The following is a 24,871-nucleotide window of genomic DNA, read 5'->3' as shown; positions in this document are numbered from 1 at the left end:
GCGGGGAGCCGGGGGCCGGGCTCAGCCGGTCTTCACCGCGGTGTACACCGTGTGCGCCGCCAGCAGGAAGACGTCCGGCCGGCGGTGCACGCTCGCCGCGTCGGCGGGGTCGAGGAGCCGGTCCAGGGTGGCGCGGTCGGTGGCGTCGAGGCGGTCACCGAAGCCGTCCCGCATCCGGCCGAGGACGGCGGCCGCGTAGGCGCGGGCCCGGTCCGTGGTGGGTGCGGGCAGGTCGAGCAGGAAGCTGCGGGTACCGGTGTGCCTCAGACCCGCGGCGGCCATCAGCGCGGGCCAGTCCTCCGTCTCGGCGACCGAGCCGGGCAGGTCGGCCCGCATGGCCGCGAACCACTCCTCCTCCAGCGCGTCCAGCCGCGCCTGGAGCCCGGGCCGCCCGATGCCGATCTCCCGGGGCAGGAACCGGGCGGGCAGACCGCCCTCCAGCAGGGCGAGCGTGCCGCCGGTCGCGAGCCGCTCGGCGAAGGCCGCGAGCGCGGCGCGCTGGTCGCCCAGATGGTGCAGGCTCCGGCTGGCCCACATCAGGTCGGCCGGATAGTCCAGCTCGTCCAGGACCCCGGGCAGCTCCCCGGCGAGGGTGCCGAACCGGTCGGCGACTTCCCGCTGTTCGGCCCGGTCCCTGGCCCGCTCCAACAGCGGCTCGGTCCCGTCCACGGCGACGACCCGGGCGCCGGGGAAGGCGTCGGCGAACAGACAGGAGACCACGCCGGGGCCGCTGCCCACGTCGACGATCAGCCCCGGTTCCGTCTGCTTGTGCCCGAGCCACGCCAGGGCGCGCTCGTACAGGGGGGTGAACAGCTCCGCCTGGGACTCCAGCAGCGGAGCCATCTCGTTCCAGTCGATGTCGGTGTGGTCGTGTCCGTGTCCGTGTCCGTGTTCGTGTTCGTGTTCGTGTTCGTGCGCCATGGTGGTCAGCCTCTCGTCCGCGTGCGGACAGAGTGCTCCGACGCACCGCGCACTGGCCACCACAGTTGCCGCGTCAGCAAAAAAACAGACGGAACCCCCGCGCCCTGAAGGGACGCGGGGAACTGCGGTCCGGCCCCAACCGGCCCGCAGCTGTTCCGCCGTACAAGTTCCGCCGTACAAGTTCCGCCCTGCAAGCTACAAGCGGAGCGTCACAGCGCCGGATACGCGTTCTTCATGAGCTCCTGGAACTGCGCCGAGAACCAGTGCCCGGAGATCGGCGCGTTGGGCAGCGCGCCGGACAGGTTGAACCCGTTGCGCGCGTTGCCCGTGTAGGTCGGGTCGCACATCCGGTCGAAGCCCTTGCCCTCGGGGTTCTCGATGAACTGGCTCGACCCGTCGGACTCGCCCGGAGGCTTCATCCAGACGTACGCGTCGATCCCGGTGGCCGGGTTGGCCTGCGGGCGCTCACCGAGGCCGGCCCCGGACTGGTTGCACCAGTTGCCGATGTGGATCCGGCGGTCGTAACGTCCGCCGTTGACATAGGTGTTGACGTCCGTCAGCGCTCCCGGTCCGGCGGGCCGGGCGGTGCCGCCCCAGCCGTTGCGGGAGGTGTCGATCAGCATGCCGATGCCGGAGTTGAAGCCGGTCGTCACCAGCTGGTTGCGGAACGCCTGGGCGAACGACAGCTCGTCGACGTACCGGTTCCAGTCCACCCACGACGACTCACGGACCGACTTGCCGCCCACGGAGTCGTTGATGGTGAAGTTGTTCTCCTTCAGGGCGCTGTAGTTGGCCGTGTTGGTGATGAAGCCGTGGACGTCGTTGACGGTGGCACCCTCGGTGGTCGCCGCCTCCTTGAACAGGGCGGCGCTGGGGGCGAAGTTGTCGTCCCAGCCGATCCAGCCGTGGTGGCCGGCGTCGATGTAGTTGTAGACGTTGGGTGCGTCACCCAGCTTGTTCAGGGCGTAGCCGACGCCCTTCTGGTAGTTGCCGTTGGCCTTCATCACGTCGCACTGCGGGGTGGCCGTGGGGCGGCTGCCGGTGTTGGTGACGAGGTTGGGCAGCGAGTCGATCTCGATGGTGTTGACGATCCGCAGCCCGGCGTACTTGGGGTCGGCGAGGATCGAGGCGATCGGGTCGATGTACTGCGTCTTGTACTTGTCGATCTCCGTCGGGCCGAGCTCGCCGTTGGAGGCGAGGGCCGCGCAGTCACGTCCGGGCAGGTTGTAGATGACCAGCTGGACGACGAGTTCGCCGGAGCCCTTCTGCTCCAGGGCCTTGTCGAGGTGGGCGCGAAGTCCCATACCGCCGTTGACACCGTTGATGGCGGCGATCCGGTCCAGCCAGACACCGGTGGGCTGGTTGGAGATGCGGCTGCCGCCCGGTTCGGCGGCGGCCTTCGCGGACCACTCCGGGTTCACGTACACCTTGGCGCCGCTGTACGGGTTGTCGACCTTCGGTCCGGTCGGGTCCGGCGGGTCGGTGGGTCCGCCGCCGCCGTCGACGTTGCAGGTCACGCCGTCGAGGGTGAAGGTGGCCGGGATCGCGTTGGTGCCGGTGTAACTGCCCTGGAAGCCGAAACTGGCCGAACCGCCGGTGGCGAGCGTGCCGTTGTAGGTCTCGTTGCCGACGGTGACGGCGGTGCCGCTCTGGCTGACCTTGGCGTTCCAGGCGCTGGTGACCTTCTGGTTTCCGGCGTAGGACCACTTCAGCGACCAACTCGTCTTGGCCGCACTGTTGTTGGTGACGGTGACGGCGGCGGTGAAGCCGGTGCCCCACTGGTTCTGCACCTTGTAGTCGACGGTGCACGGGACGGCGGCGACGCCGACGTCGCCGGGTACGACGGCGAACGCCGTCCCGGAAGCCCCGGCGACCAGCGCCAGGGCGGCGAGCATCGCGGTTCTGGTACGACTCATGAGTGCGGGTTCCTTCTCGGTTGCGGGTAGCTGACCGTTTCGGGCGTGCCGTCATGACCGCTGATCGGGGACGGACAAGGAGCCGAGGAAGGTGCTCGCCGCCGAGGCCCGGGAGAGGGGGTGGCGCATGCCGGGCGTCGGGAGCTGGTGCCGGACACCCCGAGGACCGTCGCCACCGAAAACCCGAAGAGGGCAGGCCGCGCCGGCGACGGCTAAAAGTACTGAACGCGGGGGTGTCGCATGAGCGACTCCTTGCAGATCAGCGCGTCGTGACGGACGCGTCGACTGATGGAATCGCTCCCACTGGTGTCAACGAAGCTAGCGCCAAGTGACGGCAAAGAACAGAGGAGTCACTTGACTTTCGCGGGCCCCGACAATCGAATCTTTTCGACTCTTCAAGCATCTTGACCCCTTCCACCCCCGTCCCCACTATGGGAGCGCTCCCACTGGTTCAAGCCTTGACTTCTCCGAGCCGCAAGGAGGAACCAGCACATGCCCCCCAGAACGAGACGCCGGTCTGTCCGGCGCTTGTGGACCGCTGTCGCGGCGGCCCTCGCACTTCCGTTCACGATGCTCAGTACGGGTTCAACTCCCGCACAGGCAGCCGCAGTTCAGTGCAGCGTCGACTACAAGACCAACGACTGGGGCTCCGGCTTCACGGTGGATGTGACGATCACCAACCGCGGCACGGACACCATCGCCGGCTGGAACCTCGCATACGGCTACACCGGCAACCAGAAGCTCTCCGGCACCGGCTGGAACGGCACCTGGTCCCAGTCGGGTCAGGCGATCTCGGTGCGCAACGCCGCGCACAACGCCACCATCGCGGCCGGCGCCGCCGTCTCCACCGGCGCACAGTTCAGCTACAGCGGCACCAACACCGCGCCCACCGCCTTCTCGGTCAACGGCACCGCGTGCAACGGCGCCCACCAACCCCCCATCGCCGTGCTGACCAGCCCGGCGGCGGGCGCCGTCTACACCCAGGGCAGCGCGGTCCCGCTCGCGGCAACGGCCGCGGCGGCCGACGGCGCGACGATCAGCAAGGTGGAGTTCTACGACGACACCACGCTGCTCGGCACGGACACGAGCTCGCCCTACTCACTCTCCGCCTCTGGATTGACCGTGGGCAGCCATTCACTGGTCGCCAAGGCGTACGACAGCCTCGGCGCCTCCGCGTCGTCCACACCGGTCGGCATCACCGTCGCCTCGGGTCCCGCCGTGGTGGCCTCGACCAACCAGCTGGCCGTGCAGCAGGGCAAGACAGGCACCTTCGACGTGAAGCTGTCGACCCAGCCGTCCGCCAACGTGACCGTGACGACCGCCCGCAGCGGCGGCAACACGGGCCTGTCGGTGACCGGCGGGGCCTCGCTGACCTTCACGCCGTCGAACTGGAACACCGCGCAGAGGGTGACCATCACCGCCAACGCCTCCGGCAGCGGCGCGGCCACCTTCGACTCGACGGCCACCGGACACGCCAAGTCGACGGTGACGGTCACCCAGATCGCCGCGGCGGGCGAGTACGACGCCCGGTTCCTGGAGATGTACGGCAAGATCACCAACCCGGCGAACGGCTACTTCTCACCCGAGGGCATCCCCTACCACTCGGTCGAGACGCTGATCGTCGAGGCTCCGGACCACGGCCACGAGACCACGTCGGAGGCCTACAGCTACCTCCTGTGGTTGCAGGCCATGTACGGCAAGGTCACGGGCGACTGGACCCGGTTCAACGGCGCCTGGGAGATCATGGAGAAGTACATGATCCCCACCCGCGCCGACCAGCCGACCAACTCCTTCTACAACGCCTCGAAGCCGGCGACCTACGCGCCCGAGCTGGACACCCCGAACCAGTACCCGGCGCCGCTCGACACGTCGGTCCCGGTCGGCAGGGACCCCATCGCCGGTGAGCTGAAGAGCGCCTACGGCACGGACGACATCTACGGCATGCACTGGCTCCAGGATGTCGACAACATCTACGGCTACGGCAACTCGCCGGGCAAGTGCGAGGCGGGCCCGACGGACACCGGCCCGTCGTACATCAACACCTTCCAGCGCGGCGCGCAGGAGTCGGTGTGGGAGACGGTGCCGCAGCCGACCTGCGACGCCTTCAAGTACGGCGGCAAGAACGGCTATCTGGACCTGTTCACCGGTGACGCCTCCTACGCCAAGCAGTGGAAGTTCACCAACGCCCCGGACGCCGACGCCCGTGCGGTGCAGGCCGCGTACTGGGCCGACAAGTGGGCCGACGCACAGGGCAAGGGCGGCGAGATCTCCGCGACCGTGGGCAAGGCCGCGAAGATGGGCGACTACCTGCGCTACTCGATGTACGACAAGTACTTCAAGAAGATCGGCAACTGCGTCGGTCCGTCCGCCTGCCCGGCGGGCACCGGCAAGGACGCCTCGATGTACCTGATGTCCTGGTACTACGCCTGGGGCGGCGCCACCGACACCTCGGCGGGCTGGTCCTGGCGCATCGGTTCCAGCCACGCGCACGGCGGCTACCAGAACCCGCTGGCCGCGTACGCCCTCAGCTCCTACGCCGACCTGAAGCCCAAGTCGGCGACAGGGCAGGCGGACTGGGCCAAGTCGCTCGACCGGCAGCTGGAGTTCTACCGCTGGCTCCAGTCGAACGAGGGTGGCATCGCGGGCGGCGCGACCAACAGCTGGGCGGGCCGGTACGCGACCCCGCCGGCCGGGAAGTCGACGTTCTACGGCATGTACTACGACCAGCAGCCCGTCTACCACGACCCGCCGTCCAACCAGTGGTTCGGCTTCCAGGCCTGGTCGATGGAGCGGGTGGCCGAGTACTACCAGCAGACGGGTGACGCCGACGCCAAGGTCGTCCTCGACAAGTGGGTCGACTGGGCCCTGGCCCACACCACGATCAACCCGGACGGCACCTTCCGCATCCCGTCGACCCTCCAGTGGTCGGGCCAGCCCGACACCTGGAACGCGTCAAGTCCCGGCTCCAACAGCGGACTTCACGTCACCGTCGCCGACTACACCAACGACGTCGGTGTGGCCGCCGCGTACGCCAAGACCCTGACGTACTACGCGGACCGGTCCGGAGACACCCAGGCGGCCTCCACCGCCAAGGCTCTTCTCGACGGTATGTGGGACAACCACCAGGACGCTCTGGGTGTCGCGGTGCCGGAGAACCGGGCGGACTACAACCGGTTCGACGACCCGGTGTCCGTGCCGAGCGGCTGGACCGGGACGATGCCGAACGGTGACGCGATCAACTCGTCGTCGACCTTCGACTCCATCCGGTCGTTCTACGAGGACGACCCGGCCTGGTCGAAGATCGAGGCGTATCTCGCGGGCGGTGCGGTGCCGTCGTTCACTTATCACCGGTTCTGGGCTCAGGCGGACATCGCCTTGGCCATGGGTTCGTACGCGGAGCTTCTCGAATAGCCCCCGCGAAGCGCTCCGCGAGAAGGCGGTGTTCTTGACTGCGGGTCCGTTTGGGCTGGTAGCGCAGTTCCCCGCGCCCCTGACGGGGCCCTCCGGGCACCGTCTCTCTCGCGGAACCGCTTGAAGGCTCCGCGTACGTGGTCCCGCCACCTGACGGCGGGGCCGACCGGCCGGGCGGCCCCCTCCCGCACTGGGGGTCGCCCGGCGCCTTTCGCGTCATGTGGAAAGCGCTTACCCCCCTCTCCCCACATCCGGAAAGGACCCTCCCGTGCGAAGAACCCGCATCCTCACGACCGTGCTCGCCCTCGCGGCCGGTCTGCTCGCGGGCACCCCGCCCGTGCTGGCCGCGCCGAGCGCGCCGGCGCCCCTCGCCGCCGACACCTACACCTGGAAGAACGCGCGTATCGACGGCGGGGGCTTCGTCCCCGGCATCGTCTTCAACCGTAGTGAGAAGAACCTCGCCTACGCCCGCACCGACATCGGCGGCGCCTACCGCTGGCAGGAGTCGACGAAAACCTGGACACCGCTGCTGGACTCGGTCGGCTGGGACGACTGGGGGCACACGGGCGTGGTGGGCCTGGCCTCCGACGCGGTGGATCCGAACAAGGTGTACGTGGCGGCCGGTACCTACACCAACAGCTGGGACCCCGGCAACGGGGCGATCCTGAGGTCCTCGAACCGGGGCGCGACCTGGCAGAAGACCGACCTGCCGTTCAAGCTGGGCGGCAACATGCCCGGCCGGGGCATGGGCGAGCGGCTCGCCGTCGACCCGAACCGCAACAGCGTGCTGTATCTGGGCGCGCCCAGCGGCAAGGGGCTGTGGCGGTCCACGGACTCCGGGGCCACCTGGTCGCAGGTGACGAACTTCCCCAACGTCGGCAACTACGTGGCGGACCCCTCCGACACCAGCGGGTACTCCAGCGACAACCAGGGCATCTCCTGGGTCACCTTCGACGAGTCCACCGGCACCGCGGGCAGCGCGACCCGGACGGTCTACGTCGGGGTCGCCGACCTCCAGAACGCGGTGTACCGCTCGACGGACGGGGGCGCGACCTGGAGCAGGCTCGCCGGACAGCCGACCGGGTACCTGGCCCACAAGGGGGTCCTGGACGCCGAGAACGGCTATCTGTACCTCGCCTACAGCGACAAGGGCGGGCCGTACGACGGCGGCAAGGGCCGGCTGTGGCGGTACGCGACCGCGACCGGGACCTGGACCGACATCAGTCCGGTCGCCGAGGCGGACACCTACTACGGCTTCAGCGGGCTGACCGTGGACCGGCAGAACCCGGGGACCGTCATGGCCACCGCCTACAGCTCCTGGTGGCCGGACACCCAGATCTTCCGCTCCAAGGACAGCGGTGCGACCTGGACGAAGGCATGGGACTACACGTCGTACCCCACCCGTGCGAACCGCTACACCATGGACGTGTCGTCCTCGCCCTGGCTGACCTGGGGCGCGAACCCGTCGCCGCCGGAACAGAGCCCGAAACTGGGCTGGATGACGGAGGCACTGGAGATCGACCCGTTCAATTCCAACCGGATGATGTACGGCACGGGCGCGACGATCTACGGCACGGAGAACCTGGGGAACTGGGACGGCGGAAGCCAGTTCACCATCAAGCCGATGGTGCAGGGCCTGGAGGAGACCGCGGTCCTCGATCTCGCCTCTCCCCCGTCCGGGGCCCCGCTGCTCAGCGCCCTCGGTGACATCGGCGGGTTCCGGCACACCGATCTCACCAAGGTGCCGTCGATGATGTTCACCCAGCCGAACTTCACCACGACCACCAGCCTGGACTTCGCCGAGTCCAACCCCGGCACGGTCGTCCGGGTCGGCAACCTCGACTCGGGCCCGCACATCGCCTTCTCGACCGACAACGGCGCCAACTGGTTCGCCGGGACGGACCCGTCGGGCGTCAGCGGCGGCGGCACGGTCGCGGCGGCGGCCGACGGCAGCCGCTTCGTGTGGAGTCCCACCGGCGCGGGCGTGCACCACACGACGGGCTTCGGTTCGTCCTGGACCGCCTCCAGCGGCATCCCGGCGGGCGCGCTCGTCGAGTCCGACCGGGTCGACCCGAAGACCTTCTACGGCTTCAAGTCCGGGAAGTTCTACGTCAGTACGGACGGCGGCGCGACGTTCAAGGAGTCACCGGCGACGGGGCTGCCCAGCGGTGACAGCGTCCGCTTCAAGGCGCTGCCCGGCGGGAAGGGCGACGTCTGGCTGGCGGGCGGCGCGAGCGACGGGGCGTACGGCCTGTGGCACTCGACGGACGGCGGCACCAGCTTCACGAAGCTGTCGAACGTCGAGCAGGCCGACACCGTCGGCTTCGGCAAGGCGGCACCCGGCGCCTCCTACCAGACGCTCTACACCAGCGCGAAGATCGCCGGAGTGCGTGGCATCTTCCGCTCCACCGACAAGGGCGCGACCTGGACGCGCATCAACGACGACGCCCACCAGTGGGGTTGGACCGGCGATGCCATCACCGGCGACCCGCGGGTGTACGGCCGGGTGTACGTGTCGACCAACGGCCGCGGGGTGATCTACGGCGACAGCTCCGACGGCGGCACCACGGGTCCCGGGCCCGACCCGGCCGGTGCCTGCAAGGTGACGTACAAGGTCGCCAGCCAGTGGTCGGGCGGCTTCCAGGCGGACGTGCAGGTCACCAACACCGGCACCAGCCCGTGGAACGGCTGGTCCCTGGCCTGGTCCTTCACCGACGGCCAGAAGCTGACCCAGGCGTGGAACGCCGAGGCAGCGCAGTCGGGTTCGACGGTGACGGCGAAGAACGTCGGCTGGAACGGGAACGTGGCCGCGGGCTCGTCCGTGAGCTTCGGCTTCACGGGGAACTCGTCGGGGACGAACGCGAAACCGACCGCGTTCAAGCTGGGTGACCAGAGCTGCACGGTGGCCTGACCCCGCTTCCGAGGGCGTATGCCGGAGACGGCATACGCCCTCGGCTTCCTCAAGGGGTGAAGACGGTGGGGCGGGGAGCCGTCGGCATGTTGTTGCCGATGAAGAAGCTCGGGTGCGGCGGCTGGTTGTAGGCGGTGTTCTGCCAGGCCAGGGCCGTGCGGTACATGGTGTCGTGCAGCAGGGTCGTGATCTTGGTGCCGGTCTCGACCGGCGTCGAGTAGAGGCGCAGGGCCGTGTTGTTCGACGTCGGCCAGACGACCTCCTCGCGCCAGTCGCCGAGGATGTCGCCGGACAGGGACGGTGTGGCCTTGGTGCCGTTGTTGGAGTGGACACCGGAGCCGGTCAGCAGGCGGGTGTCGCCCGAGGTGCCGTACTTGTCGATACGGGTGCCGTCGAGGAGTTCGCGGACCGTGTCGCCGTCCCACCAGGACAGGAAGTTCATGCTGGACGGCTCCCGGCCGAGGGAGCCCCCGGTCGCGGAGCGCAGGGTGGTGTCGGAGGCGGACCAGGCCTCGGCGCCCGCGCTGCCGGCGTGGATGTCGGCGGCGACACCGCGGCCGTTGTCGGCGCCGGAGGCGGTCTGCCAGAGGATCTGGCCGGTGCGCGCGTCCGCCATCCAGGAGCCGGGCTTGCTGGAGTCCTCCGAGACCTTGAAGTACTCCAGGCCCGCCCGGGAGGGGTTGAGGTCGCCGACGTGGCCCGCGTCGCCGTGGCCGAGCTTCGTCGTCCACAGCCCGGAGCCGTTGTCGTCCACGGTCATGGCGCCGTAGACGATCTCGTCCCTGCCGTCGGCGTCGACGTCGGCGATCGACAGGCTGTGGTTGCCCTGGCCGTCGTAGCCCTTGCCGGTGTTGGTGGAGGAGGAGGTGTCGAAGGTCCAGCGGCGGGTGAAGGCGCCTCCTCGCCAGTCCCAGGCGGCGATGACCGAGCGTGTGTAGTAGCCGCGGGCCATGATCACCGACGGGCGGGAGCCGTCCAGGTAGGCGGTGCCCGCGAGGAAGCGGTCGACGCGGTTGCCGTAGTTGTCGCCCCAGGAGGAGACGGTGCCGCGGGCCGGGACGTAGTCGACGCTCTGCATGGCCTTGCCGGTCTGGCCGTTGAACATGGTCAGGAACTCGGGGCCGGACAGGATGTAGCCGGAGGAGTTGCGATGGTCGGCGGAGGAACTGCCGATGACCGCGCCGGTGCCGTCCCGGGTGCCGTCGGCGGTCTTCACGGCGACCTCGGCCTTGCCGTCGCCGTCGTAGTCGTACGCCTGGAACTGCGTGTAGTGCGCGCCGGAGCGGATGTTGCGGCCCAGGTCGATGCGCCACAGGCGGGTGCCGTCGAGCTTGACGCCGTCGAGATATGTGTTGCCGGTGTAGCCGGACTGGGAGTTGTCCTTGGCGTTGGTGGGCTGCCACTTGAGGACGAAGTCGAGGGCGCCGTCGCCGTCGAGGTCGGCCACGGAGGCGTCGTTGGCCTCGTAGGTGTAGGCGACGCCGTCGGGCGTGGTGCCGCCGGCGGGCGGGCTGATGGGCACGTCCTTGTAGCCGGTGCGCAGTTGGACGGCGTGGACGGAGTCGGCCTGCTCGACGCCGCCGACGATCGCGCGGACCGTGTAGTCGGCCTGGGCGGGGCCGCCGGAGTGGAAGTAGTTGGTGGAGCCGGTGACCGGCGTGGAGTTGACCTTGGTGCCGGCCCGGTAGACGTTGAAGGAGACGTCGTTCGGGTCGGTGCCGAGCCAGCGCCAGCTGACCAGGTTGCCGGCGTCGGTGTGCACGCTGACGACACCGCGGTCGAGCTTCTCGACCTGGCGGGCGGTGGCCGCCTCGGCGGTGTCACCGGTGGCGAGGGTGGTGAGGCCGGCGCCGACCAGGGCCGCGGTGGCGGTCAGCGCGGTGAGGAGCACACGGCGTCTGCGGTGTCCGCGCGGGCGCGGGTCCGGGTGGGGGTGCGGGTGCTGCACGGGAGGGACCTCCTGGGGGACGGATGGCTTCCGTTCCCTGTCAGTCGCCGCCGGGCGCGTGCGGGTTGCCGTATCTTTCGGCCAGTTCGGCGACCGTGCGGGCGATGCGTTCGCGCAGTTCGGGCGGGTGCAGGACCTCGATGTCCGTGCCGAGGCGCAGGAACTCGCCCTGGGCGTGCTCGACGGACTCGACGGGGACCCTGGCGACGGTCCAGCCGTGTTCGTCCCGGCCCTCCTCTACCGCTCGCGGCAGCCCGGTCCCCGGGGCCAGCCGGACGAGCGCCTCGCCGCGGTGGAGCCGGTCGTGGAAGTCGCGCTGGTACGCCGTCCAGTGGGCCGCCAGGTCGAAGTCGTCGGGGCGGGTGAACTCCTCGTCGGAGGCGGTGAGTTCGAGGATCTGGTCGACGCGGAAGGTGCGGGGGCCGGGGCCCGCGACGACATACCAGCGGCCCGCCTTCAGGACGAGTCCGTACGGCTCCAGGCGGCGCTCCACGTCGGTGGGTTCGCGCCAGCGGCGGTACCGCACGTGCAGGACTCGGCTGTTCCAGACGGCGTCGGCGACCGCGGGCAGGTGGGGGACGTCGTCGGCGTCCGCATACCAGCCGGGGGCGTCGAGATGGAAGCGGCCGCTGATCCGGTCGGCATGGGCGCGCAGTTCCCGCGGCAGCGCGGCGCGGACCTTGAGCTGCGCGGCGGCCAGGACGGACCCGAGGCCCAGTTCGGCGGCGGGGCCGGGGGCGCCGGCGAGGAAGAGCGCCTCGGCCTCGCCCGCGGTGAGACCGGTCAGGCGGGTGCGGTAGCCGTCCAGGAGGCGGTAGCCGCCGGCGTGGCCCGAGTCGCCGTAGAGCGGGACGCCGGCCGCGCTCAGGGCCTCGACGTCCCGGTAGACCGTGCGGACGGAGACCTCCAGCTCCGCGGCGAGGTCGGCGGCGGTCATCCGGCCCCGGGTCTGGAGCAGGAGCAGGATCGAGACGAGTCGGCCGGCTTTCACTGCCACAGGATGTCAGTGAAGCGGGCCTAGCGTCGCGTCATGGCCTTCACCGAGAAGCTGCTGACCGTGCCGCCGCCCCTGACGGTGGCCGGCCGGCACATCAAGCGTTACCACGTCACCGCCGCCCCGGCCGGCATCGCTCCCGAGGTGGAGAAGGCGGCGTACGCGATCCTGCCGGAGCTGCTGCCGGAGCCGGACGGCACCCCGCCCGCGACCTTCGTCGTCCTGCACCGGGGCGGCGACGACGGCGCCTATCTCAACGCCTACAGCTGGGTGTGGGACAACGTCCTGCACTTCCGTGGCGCCGCGGCGGGCCAGCCGGCCCTCGGCTGCCCCGACGACGACCCCACCCACTTCATCACTCCGGACCTGCCCTGGATCGGCTGTGTGTGGGAGCTCCCGCCGATCCTGCACGAACGGGATGCCTGGGTACGGCACCTGCTCGCACCCGACGTACCGGACCTCGACGCCTATGTGACCGATTCCCTGCCCGCGGGGACCACTGGAGACCGTTCATGAGCAGCTCGCACGACTTCGACTTCCTCCACGGCGAGTGGAACGTGGCGCACCGCCGCCGCACCGACTTCCTCGACCCGGACAGCGGCTGGGAGGAGTTCGCCGCCACGAGCCGCTGCTGGAGCCTGTTCGACGGCGCCGCGAACATCGACGAACTGGACGTGCCCGGCCAGGGATGGAAGGGGCTGACGCTGCGGCTCTTCGACCGGGAGAGCGAGCAGTGGTCGCTCAACTGGTCCTCCAGCCGCACCGGAAGGCTGTTCCCGCCGGTGGTCGGCCGTTTCGAGGACGGACGCGGCGTGTTCCACGGCGACGACACCCACGGCGGAAAGGACGTACGGGTGCGGTTCGTGTGGTCGGGGATCTCCCGGACCACGGCACGCTGGGAGCAGGCGTTCTCGTCGGACGGCGGGGAGACCTGGCTGACCAACTGGTTCATGGACTTCAGCCGGGCTTCCTGAACGCCAGGAGGGTGAACACCGGGTCGGGTCGGCGGCGGTCCTGGTCCGGGAGGGCTTCGAGGCGGGCGGCGAACCGTTCGGCGAGCGGCGAGCCGGGCGGGACGCGGGTGAACCAGCCGCGTCCGAGGTCCGCGACGGTGCCCCGGGGGCTGCGGCCCTGGCCGTGGCCGGGGAAGCGGGCCCGCCCCGCCGGGACCAGGCCGAGCGCCTCGGCGTACGCCGTGACGGCCCCGGCGGCGTCCTGCGCGGGCCGGCGCGGGCGCGGGGCGAGCACCCTGTCGACATCGCTGCCGACGTCGTGCGCGGCGGCCTTGTCGACGGTGGTGACGTAGCTGCCGCCGGGGCGCAGCACCCGGGCGCACTCGGCGACCGCGGCCCGGACGTCCTCCCCCGTGTCGAGCAGATGCAGCAGCCACACGCTGCTCACGGCGTCGAAGGCCCCGTCGGGGAACGGCAGCCGACGGCTGTCCGCCAGCACGATGGCCCCGGGCAGGCGTACGGCGGCCATCCGGGCCATGCCGTAGGTGAGGTCCGCGCCGGTCACCCGCAGGCCGGGGCGGGCCGTCGCGAGGCGCCTGGTCACGATCCCGGTGCCGCAGGCCACGTCGAGGAGCCGGCCGGTGCCCGGCGGGACCAGACCGAGGACGGCTTCGGCGGCCGCGGCGGCTCTGGGTTCGCCGCCGCGGGTGTCGTCGTAGGCGTCGGCCTCCTTGTCGTAGTCCAGCACCGGCGCTCCTTGTCGTGGTCCGGCTCCGGCCTCAGCGGGCTCCGTGGCCGGGGGCCAGTGCCTCCACCTTCTGTGCGAGCTCGAAGTCCCGCTCCGTCACGGCGCCGCCGACGCTGTGCGTGTTCACACTCAGGGAGACGGTGTTGTAGCCGAGCGTGAGGTCGGAGTGGTGGTCGAGCTCCTCCTGGACCTGGGCGATGTGGACGACCAGCGCCGCCGCGGCGAAGTGCGTGCCGAGCCGGTAGGACCGGGAGAGCCGGTCGCCGTCGACGGACCAGCCCGGCAGCTCCGCCAGCCGGTCCTCGATCTCCTTCTGCGACAGCGGTTCGAGGGGCATGGCCGCGCTCCTTCCTGAAACCGGGGTGCTGGGTGCGGTGCTTCTTCAGCGTGCCACAGCAGGTGTGCCGCGGCCCTGGTCAGAAGGGTTCCCCCGGGTCAGCCGCGGACACTTTCCGCCGCGAGGTCGTCGGCGAGCGCGGCGATCACGGCCCGGCCCTCGATCTGCCGGACCCACTCGTGCGGCAGACCCACGTCGCCGTGCAGCGCGCCGAGCAGGTTGCCGCAGAGGGAGCCGGTGGAGTCGCTGTCGCCGGAGTGGTTGACGGACAGCAGCAGGGCCCGCTCGACGCCGGGCTCGGCGAGCGCGCAGTACACGGCGAGGGCGAGGGCCTCCTCGGCGACCCATCCCGCGCCGAGGGTTTCGAGCTTCTCCGCCGTCGGCATCCCCTCGGAGGCCAGGTCGAGGGCCTGTTCCAGGGCGGTCGTCGTCTCCTGGTGGCCGGGGTGGCGGGCCAGCAGCCGGAGCGTGCGCAGGACCGCGCCCTCCAGGGACTCGCCGGCGACGAGATGCGCCACGATCGCGGCCAGTGCGCCCGCCGCGTAGTAGCCGGTGGGGTGGCCGTGGGTGATCTGGGCGCCGCGGGCGGCCATCGGAAAGGCCGCGTCTGCGGGGTTGACCAGTCCGAAGGGGGCCGAGCGCATGACCGTGCCGCAGCCCTTGGAGTCGGGGTTGACCTGTCCTGGCTTGCCGTCCAGTTCGAGCCACGGGTCGGGAGCGTACATCTGGGCGATCCCTGAGAGGCAGGCGTTGCCCGGAGCGCGTCGGGCGTACAACCAGAGCTCGCCGAGCAGCCCGCCCGTGGGGGCGCCACCCTGCTCCGGACCCGGCTTGGACTGGGTCTCCAGCCAGCGCTCGTACGCCTGGCGCAGCAGCACCGGCCAAGCGCCGCCGATCCCCTTCTCCCGCTCCCGGGCGCGAGCCTGGATCAGGGCCTCCACGGTGAAGAGGCTCATCTGCGTGTCGTCGCTGACCAGACCCGTCGCGCCATGCGCCCCGGGCACGAGCCCGGTGACGCCGTGCCGTCCGTGGGTGGACCGGATGCGGTCCAGGGAGGAGAACTCCACCGGATAGCCGAGGGCGTCTCCGACCGCCCCGCCGAGCAGACAGCCCCGCACCCTGGCGCGGTGCACCGCCGCGCTCGCTGTCGTCCACGGCCCGTTCATGCGCCCACTCCTCGATTACCGTCGTACGTATGACCATTGTCCCGACCGACAAGGCCGTACGAACCACCACCCCCTCCGACCGGGGCGTCGGCCCGCTGCTGCGGGCCTGGCGGGAGCAACGGCGGGTCAGCCAGCTGGAGTTGGCGCTGCGGGCCGACTCCTCGGCCCGGCACATCAGCTTCATCGAGACGGGCCGTTCCCGGCCGAGCGAGGAGATGGTGCTGCGGCTGGCCGAGCACCTGGACGTGCCGGTCCGGGAGCGCAACGCGCTGCTGCTGGCGGCCGGATACGCGCCCCACTACCCCGAGACCCCGCTGGACGACCCCGCGCTGGACACCGTGCGCGAGGGGATCGAGCAGCTGATCCAGGGCTACGAGCCCTACCCGGCCTTCGTGGTGAACGCGGTCTACGACGTCGTCGCCGCCAACCGGGGCATCCTGATGCTGCTCGACGGCCTCCCGGAGTCCGTGCTCGCCCCGCCGCTGAACGCGATGCGGCTGAGCCTGCACCCGCAGGGACTGGCCCCGCGCATCCGCAACCGGCGGGCGTGGCGCGGGCATCTGCTCGACCAGATGGAGCGGCAGATCGCCCTGCACCGCTCGGAGCCGCTGCGGGCGCTGTACGAGGAGGTGGCGGCCTACCCGGTGCCCGAGAAGGACGACGAGCCGCAACCCGGCCTGCCCGTCGCGCACTTCGCGCTGCCGATGGTGATCGAGCACGAGGGCCGGACGCTGTCGTTCGTGTCGTCCATCTCCACCTTCAACACGCCCATGGACGTGACCGTCGCCGAGCTGGCCATCGAGACACTGCTCCCGGCCGACCCGGCGACGGTCAAGTACCTTCACTCACTGCTTCCCTGACGGGCCCTCAGCGCCATGTGCTGGAGCAGCGCGAACCCCGCCACGACGGCCGCCTGGAGGACCGTCCACACCGCGCCCGCCGTGCTCGGGGTCAGCCACAGCGCGAGCGCCAGGCAACTGAGCGCCGCCCAGGTGAGGTTGGCCTCGATCACGGCCCGGACGGCGAGCGCCGGCGGCCGTCCGCGCGAGGCCAGGACGCCCACACCGGCCGCGTACGCCAGGAGGAAGGCCCCGAGGCCGAGCAGCAGCGCGGAGTCGACGCCGAGGAAGTCGCCGAGCGGCCCGGACACGGCCAGGTAGGCGAGGCCGTTCGCCCCGGTGACCAGCGCGTCCAGCGTCAGGAAGCGGCGCAGCACGACCTGCGGGTCGGCGGTCCGGGCGAGGGCGGCGAGCTGGGATGCGGACATGGCGGATCAGCCTCCGTCGAGGTCGGTGGGCGGTGGGGAACCCGGATCCCGGGCCGGAGTGCGCCGGCCCGGAACCCGGTGACCCCACGATCTCGTCCGCCCGGGGTGCGGGTCGATTACCCGTGAGGTAATGGAGGGGTGACGAAGAAGCCGCCGTGACCGCTGAGACTGACAGGTGAACATGACACACTGCTCGCAAGCTTCGACGCGTAGGGGAGGCGTGGCGTGAGTGAGCGGCGTCCCGCGCCCACCGTAGGTCAGGTGGTGCTCGGCAGACGCCTGCAGGAACTGCGGGAGGCGGCCGGACTCAAGCGTGAGGAGGCCGCCCAGGTGCTGCGGGTGGCACCCGCGACGGTCCGGCGCATGGAGATGGCCGATGTCGCACTGAAGATCCCGTACGTGCAGGTGCTGCTGGAGACCTACGGCGTCTCCGAGGAGGAGACCGAGGCCTTCGTCGCGCTGGCCGAGGAGGCGAACCGGCCCGGCTGGTGGCAGCGGTTCCACGACGTGCTGCCCGAATGGTTCAGCCTGTACGTGAGCCTGGAGGGCGCCGCCCGCATCATCCGCTCCTACGAGCCGCACTTCGTGCCCGGTCTGCTCCAGACCGAGGAGTACGCGCGTGCCGTCCTGGAGGCCGGCACGATCGGCCAGGCCGGTGCGGAAACGATCGAGCGGCACGTGTCGCTGCGGATGGCCCGGCAGCGGCTCCTGGAGCGCGAGAACCCGCCCCACCTGTGGGTGATCATGGACGAGACGGTGCTGCGGCGGCCGGTCAGCATCCGCGGCGAGGTCATGGCCGGGCAGCTGGACAAGCTGCTGGAGTTCGCCGAGCGGGACCGGGTCACCCTCCAGATCGCGGAGTTCGCGGAGGGCCCCCACCCGGGCACGTACGCGCCGTTCTCGCTCTTCCGCTTCGCCGAGCCGGAGCTGCCCGACATGGTCTTCACCGAGTACCTCACCGGCGCCCTCTACCTCGACTCCCGCAAGGAGGTCGGCACGCACCTGGAGGTCCTGGACCACATGTCGGCGCGCTCGGCCTCGGCGGAGCGCACGAAGAAGCTCCTGCGGGACCGCCGCGCGGACTTCTGAGCGGCCCGACAGGACCGACACCACCGGTCGGCCCGCCGCATCCTGGCCTCGGACAGCAGCGTGGTGCGCGGGGCGCGCGCGAGACCTGCCGCACGGGCACCCGAGGGCGCCACGGCCCGCCCGGGCGGAAGGCGTCGTGCCCGTCCCCCGCGGGCCCTGACCCGGACGGGTGCCGTCAGCGGGTGCGCTCCCCCGTGCCGCCCTAGGTTCGAGACAGCCACGGGCGAGCGCGGCGAGGATCCCGAAGGGGCGGACCACCGACGGCGGACCGCCGACGAAGCCAAGGAGGCCGGATGCCCTCGGACGCTGTGCTGTACCAGGCGGCGGCGCTCTGCCTGACCTACCCCGACGACGACTTCCGCGCCCGCCTCGCGCTGCTGCGTGAAGCGGCCCCGCAGCTCAGGGAGTTCGTGGACCACGCGACGGTGACGGCACCCCGGGAGCTGGCCGAGCACTACGTCCAGGTCTTCGGCCCGGAGCACCGGCACAGCCTGTACCTGAGCCGGTGGCGGGGCACGCCGCCGGTGCGCTTCCAGGACGCCTACCGGGCCGCGGGCCTCGAACTCACCGGCGAGGAGCTGCCCGACTTCCTGCCCGCGGTGCTGGAGCTCGCGGCCCGCACCGGCGACACCGGCCTGCTCACCGAGCACCGCGACGGCCTGGAGCGGCTGCGCTCCAGGCTCACCGGCGCCGGCACACCGTACGCGTCGGTCCTGGACGCCGTGTGCGCCACCCTGCCGCCCACCCGGGCCGGGGCGGGCGGCTGACGGCCTGCCCCCGTCGTCAGGCGGCGCCGCCCTTCTGGTCCCGTTCGTCGTCGACGATCTCCGCGTCGACCACGCCCTCGTCCTCGGGGGAGCTCTTGTCGTCGCCCGGCGGTGTGCTCTCCTGGTCGGCCGATCCGGCGGCCGACGCGTACATGGCCTGGCCCATCTTCTGGCTGACGGTGGCGAGTTTCTCGACGCCGGTGCGCAGGGCGTTCGTCTCGGCGTTCTCCTGGAGGAGCCGTTTGAGTTCGGCCACCGCCGACTCCACCTCCCCCTTGGTGTCGGCGGGCACCCGCTCCTCGTTCTCGCGGATGAACTTCTCGGTCTGGTAGACGAGTTGCTCGGCCTGGTTGCGGGTCTCGGCGGCCTCGCGGCGTTGCCGGTCCTCCTCGGCGTACTGCTCGGCCTCGCGCATCATGCGGTCGATGTCGTCCTTGGGCAGGGCCGAGCCGCCGGTGACGGTCATCTTCTGCTCGCGGCCGGTGGCCAGGTCCTTGGCGGAGACGTGCATGATGCCGTTGGCGTCGATGTCGAAGGCGACCTCGATCTGCGGCACCCCGCGCGGCGCGGGCGGCAGTCCGGTGAGGTCGAAGACGCCGAGCTTCTTGTTGTACGCGGCGATCTCGCGTTCGCCCTGGTAGACCTGGATGCCCACCGAGGGCTGGTTGTCGGTGGCGGTGGTGAAGATCTCCGAACGGCGGGTGGGGATCGTGGTGTTGCGTTCGATGAGCTTGGTCATGATGCCGCCCTTGGTCTCGATGCCCAGGGACAGCGGGGTGACGTCGAGCAGCAGCACGTCCTTGACGTCGCCGCGGATGACACCGGCCTGGAGCGCCGCGCCGACGGCGACGACCTCGTCCGGGTTGACGCCCTTGTGCGGGTCCTTGCCGGTGAGTTCCTTGACCAGGTCGGTGACGGCGGGCATGCGGGTCGAGCCGCCGACGAGGATGACGTGGTCGACGGCCGAGAGCTTCACGCCGGCGTCCTTGACCGCCTGGTGGAAGGGCGTCTTGCAGCGGTCGAGCAGATCGGCGGTCAGCTCCTGGAACTGGGCGCGGGTCAGCTTCTCGTCGAGGTGCAGGGGCCCTTCGGCGGAGGCGGTGATGTAGGGCAGGTTGATCGTCGTCTCGGAGGAGCTGGACAGCTCGATCTTGGCCTTCTCGGCACCCTCGCGCAGACGCTGGAGGGCCATCTTGTCCCTGCCGAGGTCGACCCCCGACTGCCCCTTGAAGCGCTTGACGAGGTACTCGACGACCCGCTGGTCCCAGTCGTCGCCGCCGAGGTGCGTGTCGCCGTTGGTGGCCTTGACCTCGATGACGCCTTCGCCGATCTCCAGCAGGGACACGTCGAAGGTGCCGCCGCCCAGGTCGAAGACGAGGACCGTCTGCTCCTCGCCCCGGTCCAGGCCGTAGGCGAGGGCGGCGGCGGTCGGCTCGTTGATGATCCTGAGGACCTTCAGGCCGGCGATCTCCCCGGCCTCCTTGGTCGCCTGCCGCTGGGTGTCGTCGAAGTACGCCGGCACGGTGATCACGGCGTCCGTGACGTCCTCGCCGAGGTAGGACTCGGCGTCCCGCTTGAGTTTCTGGAGCACCCGCGCGGACAGTTCCTGGGCCCGGTAGCGGGTGCCGTCGATGTCCCCCTCGTCCGGGAAGCGCCAGTGTGCGTCATCCATGTGGCGCTTGACCGAGCGGGCGGTGCGCTCGACGTTCGTCACGGCCTGCCGTTTGGCGACCTCGCCGACGAGCACCTCGCCGTTCTTGGCGAAGGCCACCACCGACGGCGTGGTCCTGGCCCCCTCCGCGTTGGCCACGACCGTGGGTTCGCCGCCCTCCAGGACGGCCACCACGGAGTTCGTGGTCCCGAGATCGATTCCGACCGCACGTCCCATCACTGACCCCTTCCGCCAGGGAGATCCCGCACTCCAGCACAAAACTTGAGTGCGCCGCTGTCAAGGGGACGGGTACCCCAGCGGGCGCTCGTCGTGCAGCGCGCCTCTGAGGGCGACGGCGCGGCGGGGGCGGTCGGTGACCAGGACGTCGACGCGCGGGTGGTCGAGAAAGGCCCGCATCAGGGTGTCGTCGTTGACCGTCCACACCATGGTGAACAGATCGTGGCGGACCGCCTCGCGCAGCACACTGGTGCGGGCCAGCCGCTGGTGCACGGCCACCCCGCCCGCGCCGCAGGCCCGCACCCGGCGCATCGGCAGCAGTTCGCCGAGCCGGGTGCCCAGCAGCCGGCCCCGGGCGATCTCCCGGCGGTCCCGGCCGAGGGACAGAGCCGTGCGCACGCGCGGGAAGTCCCGGGTGATGGCGGCGACGGAACGGTCCTCCAGGGTGGTGGCGACGAAGCCGTCCTCCCCGAGCAGGGCGACGGCCCGGCCGATCAGCTCGCGCTCGTAGCCGGTCTCCTTCAGGTCCAGGTGCCCCTTGAGCTTCCCGGCGATCAGGGACATGACCTCGTCCACGGCCGGCACGGCATATCCGGCGCGCTCGCTGAGCTCGGCGTGGGTGATCCCGCTCAGCGGCGGCCCGGTGCGCCCCACCCGGGGGTCGTGGTAGACGACGAGGACGCCGTCCTTGGTGCGCCGGATGTCGAACTCGACGTACTCGGCGCCGGTGCTCAGCGCGTCCTCGTAGGCCTCCCGGGTGGCGGCACCGGCGCGCTCGGATCCGCCGCGGTGGGCGGAGACGGCGGGTCGTCCTGTCATACGGCGGTCAGCTTCCGGACGGCGGTCGGGGTGCGGGGACCGGGGCGGGCCCGGTGGCGGGCGGGGCCAGCAGGGAGCCGGAGCGTCTGCTGACCCGGCGGAGCAGGAGGTAGCCGACGACGGCGAGGGCGACGAAGGGCAGCCAGGCCAGGACGTACGCCCAGCCGTAGGCGTGCAGGTCGAAGATCGACCGCCGGTTGTTCACGTTGGAGGCGTTGACCCCGAAGTACGCGAGCAGCAGCGTCGGCGGCAGGGCTATCCCGGTGGCCACCGCGACCAGCGCCGACACCGTACGGTCCCTGCGGTCGTCCCGCTCCGCGAGCTCGGCCTGCAGGGCGGCCGAGCGGGCGCTGATCACCGAGGTGAGGCGCTCGACCATGCGGGCGGAGTTCTCCAGGCTGTCGGGGATGCCGAGGGCGTCCCGCAGCGAGGACTGGAACACCTCCATGACCATCTCCGGGATCAGCAGGCTGTCGACGTACGCCTCGACGCCGAAGGCCAGGTCCAGCTGGAGTTCGTTGACCCCGTCGGAGAGCCGGGAGATCAGCGAGCGGATCTGGTACGGCGACTCGGCCACGGCCCGTTCGTTGGCGCGCATGGTCTCGAAGGCGGTCAGCCGGGTGCGCTGGAGGACGGCCAGCGCGGAGACCATACCGAGGGCGACCAGGGTCAGGCCGTTCTCCACGTGCTCGGCCCAGCCGGCGTGGACGGAGACGCCCCGGCCGTGCGCGGACAGCGTGGCGCCGTGGTTCCTGAGGTTGGGCGGTACGGCGGGCACGGAGGCCAGGGGTGCGCCCATGCGGCCGCGATAGAGGATCTGGTGCAGCACGGCGGGCGCCTCGACCGGGTCGGCGTCCAGCAGGTCCCGGCGCAACTCGCCGCCGGGGAAGACGAGTTGGTGCACGTTCTGCCCGAAGGCGAGCGGCTCCAGGGGCGTCAGGCGCCGGTTCAGGGCGGCCGGCAGCAGCTGGTCGCCGAGCCCGATCCGGTCCCGGTCGAAGCAGGTGGTCGCGAGCCAGGCGGCCAGCGCGTCGGGCGGGGTCCGTCCGGCGAATCCGCAGTCCAGGGCCAGGGTCATGTCACCGCGCGGGGTGGCGAGGACGGCGATCTGGACGGACTCCAGGTCGAGGCCGTGGTCGCCGTGCGGCAGCCGCAGGTCCGCCGGTGCCACCCGCTCGACCAGCACCGGCATGGGAAGCACCGCCTCGCTGGACTTCAGGTGGAGGGCGAAGCGGCCGAAGTCGAGCCGGTCGACGAGGCTGCCCAGCGAGGGCCGCCGCTCGCCCAGGCGGCCGGTGAGGCTCAACAGCACCAGGACACGGGTGAGTTCACGGGTGCCGGAGTCGAGTGCCGCGGCGCTGCTGGACGTCTCCGGAATCATCGCGTTCCCTCCCACACCGCCGAATGCATACCCCCGTCCCCGCACGTGAACCGACGGTGCGCGGGCCCCTTCGTGAGCGGCCCGCGCACCGTCCGGCCGCGACGTCAGGCGAGCTTGGCGTCCAGGGTGATCGGGACGGCCTTCAGGGCCTGGCTGACCGGGCAGTTGACCTTGGCCTGCTCGGCGGCGGCGACGAAGCCCTCCTCGTCGAGGCCCGGCACCGTGCCCTCGACGGTGAGGTGGATGCCGGTGATGCCCTCACCCGGCTGGAAGGTGACGTCGGCGGAGGTGACGAGCTTGCTGGGAGGGGTGCCGGCCCCGGCCAGGGCGTGCGAGAACGCCATGGAGAAGCAGCTGGAGTGGGCGGCTGCGATCAGCTCCTCGGGGCTGGTCTTGCCGTTCGCCTCCTGGGTGCGGGCGGCCCACGTCACCGGCTGCTCGCCGATGGCGCCGGAGGAGTCGAAGGTGACGACGCCGTCGCCCTCAAGCAGGCTGCCTTCCCAGACGGTGTGTGCGGAGCGCGTGGTGGCCACGGTCATTCCTTTCGTAGGTCCCGATCCGAGGGGTCCTTCTCGGTCCCGATGCCGGGTTTGCGGACTCCATCCGATCACACTCCGGGTCAACTCACGTAAAAGACCGACCCACGTGCGGTGAACGGCAGTCGTGCCCCGCGCGGGATGAGATAGGCGTGCTCGCGGCGCACCCTGAGCACGTCGCACCAGCCGTCGGTGATCACCAGGACCGGGGCGCCGGGCGGGAAGTCGTCCGCGCGGTGCAGCAGGTCGATCCCGGGCTGGAGCACGGTCCCGCCGCGGCCGTGCACCCGCACCCGGCCGGCGATCTCGGTGACCGGGAGATAGCCGGCGTCGTGCGGGGCCGCGTCGCAGAACACGACCCGCGCGGCCGGCACGTCCCGGGCCTCGGCGTACGAGGCGATGGCGCCGAGAGCCTTGCCGAGCAGCACCCGGTCCATCGAGCCGGAGGTGTCCAGGACGACGCCGAAGGTGCAGCGGGCGATCTCCTCGGGCGGGAAGTACCGTCCCGCCCGAGGGATGTCGGGGGTGGCGGCCTGGCGGCGCGCGGGGCGGGCGTAGGTCCGCACCGGCTCGGGGCGCGGCACGAACTCGTCGAACCAGCGGGCCAGTCGCGCGTCCCAGGGCAGCGGCGGGTGGCTGAGCGCGCGGATCTCCTCGACCAGGCCGCCGGGCAGGAAGCCGCGCTCCTGCCGCTGGTGCAGGTCCAGGCCCTGGCGCAGGCCCCGTCGGTAGAACTCGTCGAGGTCGACGTGGTCACGGGGCGGGCCGAGCGGAGCGCCCAGGATGTCGCCGGCGCCCTTGCCGCGGAGGGTGGCCAGCCGGCGCATGCGGCGCAGGTCGCCGGCGATACGGTCGTAGACCTCCTCGGAGGACAGGCCGGCGAGGCTCTGGTCGTGCAGCAGCCCCTCGGGCATGGTGCCGACCTGCATCTCGTCCAGCCAGCCGTTGATGACGTAGTCGCAGGCGATGTTGAAGAGGTAGGGGTCGCGGGCGCCGCAGCGGTCGCCGTGGCGCAGGGCGGCGTGGAGCATCTCGTGGGCGAGGATGAACCGCCATTCCTCGTCGTCGAACCGGCGCAGCGGATTGATGTAGATCTCCGCGGCCTCGGCGTTGACGGCGGCGATCGCGATGCCGTGGGCATGGGCGACCTCGGCGTCGGCGACCAGCTTGATGCCCGCCGCGACGCCGCCGAGCAGGGGGTAGGAGGAGACGAACCAGCTCAGCGCCTTCTCCCAGGGGCGTTGCGGGGCCAGTTGCCCGCTGAGGGAGTCACGGCGGCCGCCCGCCATGTCCATCGCGGCGGACACCGTCCGGGTCAGAGCGGTGGCGAACGCCAGCTGCCAGTCGGGAGGCTGGGACCAGCCCGCCCACGGCAGCAACAGCTGGTCGGGCTCGGGGCCCGCCGTACCGCAGTGTTCGTAGACGGCCGGGATGCCGTCGCGCCGCCAGCGGGCGGCGAGTTGCTCCTCGTCGCCGTCGGGGTAGGCGGCGGGCAGGTGCTCGGGTGTCTCGCCGACCGGGAAGCCGAGCAGGAAGCGGTTGACGACCACGCAGCGGGCCGCGAGGTCGTACCGGTCGGGCTGGGTGCGCTCGCCCTTCACCGCCGGGACGTGTCCGAAGCCCAGGTGGAGGACGGCGTGGGCGAGCGCCCACGCCCACGCGGCGGGCTCGGCCAGCCGGGCGGGGTGGGCGTGCAGGTCGCCGTCGGAGTCGACGACCACGAGACCGTCCCGGGGCGCGAGGCGGCACTCCTCGTGACGGCAGACGTCGAACTCGACGGCCGCGAGGGCGGGATTCGCCTTCATCAGCCGCATGCCCT

General features: G+C 71.2%; 20 protein-coding genes. 7 read left to right on the top strand and 13 right to left on the bottom strand.

Annotated elements, in window-relative coordinates; all coding sequences use genetic code 11:
• Window positions 1-21 precede the first annotated feature (21 nt).
• Both SLINC_RS36915 and SLINC_RS36910 read right to left on the bottom strand, forming a co-directional pair.
• Window positions 22-921, bottom strand: coding sequence for a class I SAM-dependent methyltransferase (locus tag SLINC_RS36915; RefSeq protein ID WP_067442715.1), 900 nt, complete (start codon window positions 919-921; stop codon window positions 22-24).
• Window positions 922-1,130: 209 nt separating this feature from the next.
• The gene (locus SLINC_RS36910) at window positions 1,131-2,837 is read right to left on the bottom strand and encodes a glycoside hydrolase family 6 protein (RefSeq protein WP_067442712.1); all 1,707 of its coding nucleotides are present in this window, start codon (window positions 2,835-2,837) and stop codon (window positions 1,131-1,133) included.
• 492 nt (window positions 2,838-3,329) lie between these two features.
• Here SLINC_RS36910 and SLINC_RS36905 point away from each other — a divergent pair, with 492 nt between their 5' ends.
• Complete coding sequence (locus SLINC_RS36905; RefSeq protein ID WP_067442710.1) at window positions 3,330-6,248, top strand: glycoside hydrolase family 48 protein; 2,919 nt, start codon at window positions 3,330-3,332, stop codon at window positions 6,246-6,248.
• Between the two features lie 268 nt (window positions 6,249-6,516).
• Window positions 6,517-9,159: a cellulose binding domain-containing protein gene (locus SLINC_RS36900; RefSeq protein WP_067442708.1), complete on the top strand. Its 2,643-nt coding sequence runs from the start codon at window positions 6,517-6,519 to the stop codon at window positions 9,157-9,159.
• Window positions 9,160-9,208: 49 nt separating this feature from the next.
• Here the strand turns inward: SLINC_RS36900 and SLINC_RS36895 are convergent, their stop codons facing one another.
• The gene (locus tag SLINC_RS36895; RefSeq protein WP_067442705.1) at window positions 9,209-11,107 is read right to left on the bottom strand and encodes a rhamnogalacturonan lyase; all 1,899 of its coding nucleotides are present in this window, start codon (window positions 11,105-11,107) and stop codon (window positions 9,209-9,211) included.
• A 40-nt stretch (window positions 11,108-11,147) separates the two neighbouring features.
• Window positions 11,148-12,098 (bottom strand): helix-turn-helix transcriptional regulator, encoded by a 951-nt coding sequence (locus SLINC_RS36890; RefSeq protein ID WP_067442702.1) that lies wholly within the window; start codon window positions 12,096-12,098, stop codon window positions 11,148-11,150.
• Between the two features lie 39 nt (window positions 12,099-12,137).
• On the opposite strand from SLINC_RS36890, the gene SLINC_RS36885 reads away from it, so the two are divergent.
• Together SLINC_RS36885 and SLINC_RS36880 are read left to right on the top strand one after the other, a co-directional pair.
• Window positions 12,138-12,617 (top strand): hypothetical protein, encoded by a 480-nt coding sequence (locus SLINC_RS36885; protein WP_067442700.1) that lies wholly within the window; start codon window positions 12,138-12,140, stop codon window positions 12,615-12,617.
• The gene (locus SLINC_RS36880; RefSeq protein WP_067442698.1) at window positions 12,614-13,075 is read left to right on the top strand and encodes a hypothetical protein; all 462 of its coding nucleotides are present in this window, start codon (window positions 12,614-12,616) and stop codon (window positions 13,073-13,075) included. The genes SLINC_RS36885 and SLINC_RS36880 overlap by 4 nt, the downstream gene beginning before the upstream one ends.
• Here the strand turns inward: SLINC_RS36880 and SLINC_RS36875 are convergent.
• The 3 genes from SLINC_RS36875 to SLINC_RS36865 form a co-directional block, all read right to left on the bottom strand.
• Complete coding sequence (locus SLINC_RS36875; protein WP_067442695.1) at window positions 13,059-13,802, bottom strand: class I SAM-dependent methyltransferase; 744 nt, start codon at window positions 13,800-13,802, stop codon at window positions 13,059-13,061. The two genes, SLINC_RS36880 and SLINC_RS36875, sit on opposite strands and share 17 nt — an antisense overlap.
• A gap of 31 nt (window positions 13,803-13,833) precedes the next feature.
• The gene (locus SLINC_RS36870) at window positions 13,834-14,139 is read right to left on the bottom strand and encodes a 4a-hydroxytetrahydrobiopterin dehydratase (RefSeq protein ID WP_067442693.1); all 306 of its coding nucleotides are present in this window, start codon (window positions 14,137-14,139) and stop codon (window positions 13,834-13,836) included.
• A gap of 98 nt (window positions 14,140-14,237) precedes the next feature.
• Window positions 14,238-15,305, bottom strand: a complete 1,068-nt coding sequence (locus SLINC_RS36865) for an ADP-ribosylglycohydrolase family protein (RefSeq protein ID WP_067442692.1) — start codon at window positions 15,303-15,305, stop codon at window positions 14,238-14,240.
• A gap of 29 nt (window positions 15,306-15,334) precedes the next feature.
• Here SLINC_RS36865 and SLINC_RS36860 point away from each other — a divergent pair, with 29 nt between their 5' ends.
• The gene (locus tag SLINC_RS36860) at window positions 15,335-16,165 is read left to right on the top strand and encodes a helix-turn-helix domain-containing protein (protein WP_067442690.1); all 831 of its coding nucleotides are present in this window, start codon (window positions 15,335-15,337) and stop codon (window positions 16,163-16,165) included.
• Here the strand turns inward: SLINC_RS36860 and SLINC_RS36855 are convergent.
• Entirely contained in the window at window positions 16,147-16,572 is a 426-nt protein-coding gene (locus SLINC_RS36855; protein WP_067442688.1) for a hypothetical protein, read from the bottom strand. The genes SLINC_RS36860 and SLINC_RS36855 overlap by 19 nt on opposite strands.
• Before the next feature lie 225 nt (window positions 16,573-16,797).
• On the opposite strand from SLINC_RS36855, the gene SLINC_RS36850 reads away from it, so the two are divergent.
• Complete coding sequence (locus SLINC_RS36850; protein WP_067442686.1) at window positions 16,798-17,661, top strand: helix-turn-helix domain-containing protein; 864 nt, start codon at window positions 16,798-16,800, stop codon at window positions 17,659-17,661.
• A gap of 293 nt (window positions 17,662-17,954) precedes the next feature.
• Window positions 17,955-18,428: a nitrate reductase molybdenum cofactor assembly chaperone gene (narJ, locus tag SLINC_RS36845; RefSeq protein WP_067442684.1), complete on the top strand. Its 474-nt coding sequence runs from the start codon at window positions 17,955-17,957 to the stop codon at window positions 18,426-18,428.
• A gap of 16 nt (window positions 18,429-18,444) precedes the next feature.
• Here the strand turns inward: narJ and dnaK are convergent, their stop codons facing one another.
• From dnaK to SLINC_RS36820, 5 genes are all read right to left on the bottom strand, one after another.
• On the bottom strand, window positions 18,445-20,316 hold the full coding sequence (gene dnaK, locus SLINC_RS36840) for a molecular chaperone DnaK (protein WP_067442683.1): 1,872 nt from the start codon (window positions 20,314-20,316) through the stop codon (window positions 18,445-18,447).
• 60 nt (window positions 20,317-20,376) lie between these two features.
• Window positions 20,377-21,135 carry a glycerophosphodiester phosphodiesterase family protein gene (locus SLINC_RS36835; RefSeq protein WP_067442681.1) on the bottom strand — a complete coding sequence of 253 codons (759 nt, stop codon included), beginning with the start codon at window positions 21,133-21,135 and terminating at the stop codon, window positions 20,377-20,379.
• A 7-nt stretch (window positions 21,136-21,142) separates the two neighbouring features.
• Window positions 21,143-22,516, bottom strand: a complete 1,374-nt coding sequence (locus SLINC_RS36830; RefSeq protein WP_067442679.1) for a hypothetical protein — start codon at window positions 22,514-22,516, stop codon at window positions 21,143-21,145.
• Window positions 22,517-22,620: 104 nt separating this feature from the next.
• Window positions 22,621-23,049: an OsmC family protein gene (locus SLINC_RS36825; protein WP_067446101.1), complete on the bottom strand. Its 429-nt coding sequence runs from the start codon at window positions 23,047-23,049 to the stop codon at window positions 22,621-22,623.
• A gap of 86 nt (window positions 23,050-23,135) precedes the next feature.
• The gene (locus SLINC_RS36820) at window positions 23,136-24,866 is read right to left on the bottom strand and encodes a vWA domain-containing protein (RefSeq protein WP_225988533.1); all 1,731 of its coding nucleotides are present in this window, start codon (window positions 24,864-24,866) and stop codon (window positions 23,136-23,138) included.
• Window positions 24,867-24,871: the final 5 nt, after the last annotated feature.

The sequence above is a fragment of the Streptomyces lincolnensis genome (genome assembly GCF_001685355.1).
Taxonomy (GTDB): domain Bacteria; phylum Actinomycetota; class Actinomycetes; order Streptomycetales; family Streptomycetaceae; genus Streptomyces; species Streptomyces lincolnensis.
The sequence above is the reverse complement of the archived record's forward strand: the minus strand, read 5'-3'. Positions and strand labels throughout refer to the sequence as shown.

Excerpts from the sequence above, each read along its gene's own strand:
- SLINC_RS36915 (WP_067442715.1), bottom strand. The coding sequence starts at position 921 with ATGGCGCACGAACACGAACACGAACACGAACACGGACACGGACACGGA.
- SLINC_RS36910 (WP_067442712.1), bottom strand. The coding sequence starts at position 2,837 with ATGAGTCGTACCAGAACCGCGATGCTCGCCGCCCTGGCGCTGGTCGCC.
- SLINC_RS36905 (WP_067442710.1), top strand. The coding sequence starts at position 3,330 with ATGCCCCCCAGAACGAGACGCCGGTCTGTCCGGCGCTTGTGGACCGCT.
- SLINC_RS36885 (WP_067442700.1), top strand. The coding sequence starts at position 12,138 with ATGGCCTTCACCGAGAAGCTGCTGACCGTGCCGCCGCCCCTGACGGTG.
- SLINC_RS36880 (WP_067442698.1), top strand. The coding sequence starts at position 12,614 with ATGAGCAGCTCGCACGACTTCGACTTCCTCCACGGCGAGTGGAACGTG.
- SLINC_RS36870 (WP_067442693.1), bottom strand. The coding sequence starts at position 14,139 with ATGCCCCTCGAACCGCTGTCGCAGAAGGAGATCGAGGACCGGCTGGCG.
- SLINC_RS36865 (WP_067442692.1), bottom strand. The coding sequence starts at position 15,305 with ATGAACGGGCCGTGGACGACAGCGAGCGCGGCGGTGCACCGCGCCAGG.
- SLINC_RS36860 (WP_067442690.1), top strand. The coding sequence starts at position 15,335 with ATGACCATTGTCCCGACCGACAAGGCCGTACGAACCACCACCCCCTCC.
- SLINC_RS36855 (WP_067442688.1), bottom strand. The coding sequence starts at position 16,572 with ATGTCCGCATCCCAGCTCGCCGCCCTCGCCCGGACCGCCGACCCGCAG.
- narJ (WP_067442684.1), top strand. The coding sequence starts at position 17,955 with ATGCCCTCGGACGCTGTGCTGTACCAGGCGGCGGCGCTCTGCCTGACC.
- dnaK (WP_067442683.1), bottom strand. The coding sequence starts at position 20,316 with ATGGGACGTGCGGTCGGAATCGATCTCGGGACCACGAACTCCGTGGTG.
- SLINC_RS36835 (WP_067442681.1), bottom strand. The coding sequence starts at position 21,135 with ATGACAGGACGACCCGCCGTCTCCGCCCACCGCGGCGGATCCGAGCGC.
- SLINC_RS36830 (WP_067442679.1), bottom strand. The coding sequence starts at position 22,516 with ATGATTCCGGAGACGTCCAGCAGCGCCGCGGCACTCGACTCCGGCACC.
- SLINC_RS36820 (WP_225988533.1), bottom strand. The coding sequence starts at position 24,866 with ATGCGGCTGATGAAGGCGAATCCCGCCCTCGCGGCCGTCGAGTTCGAC.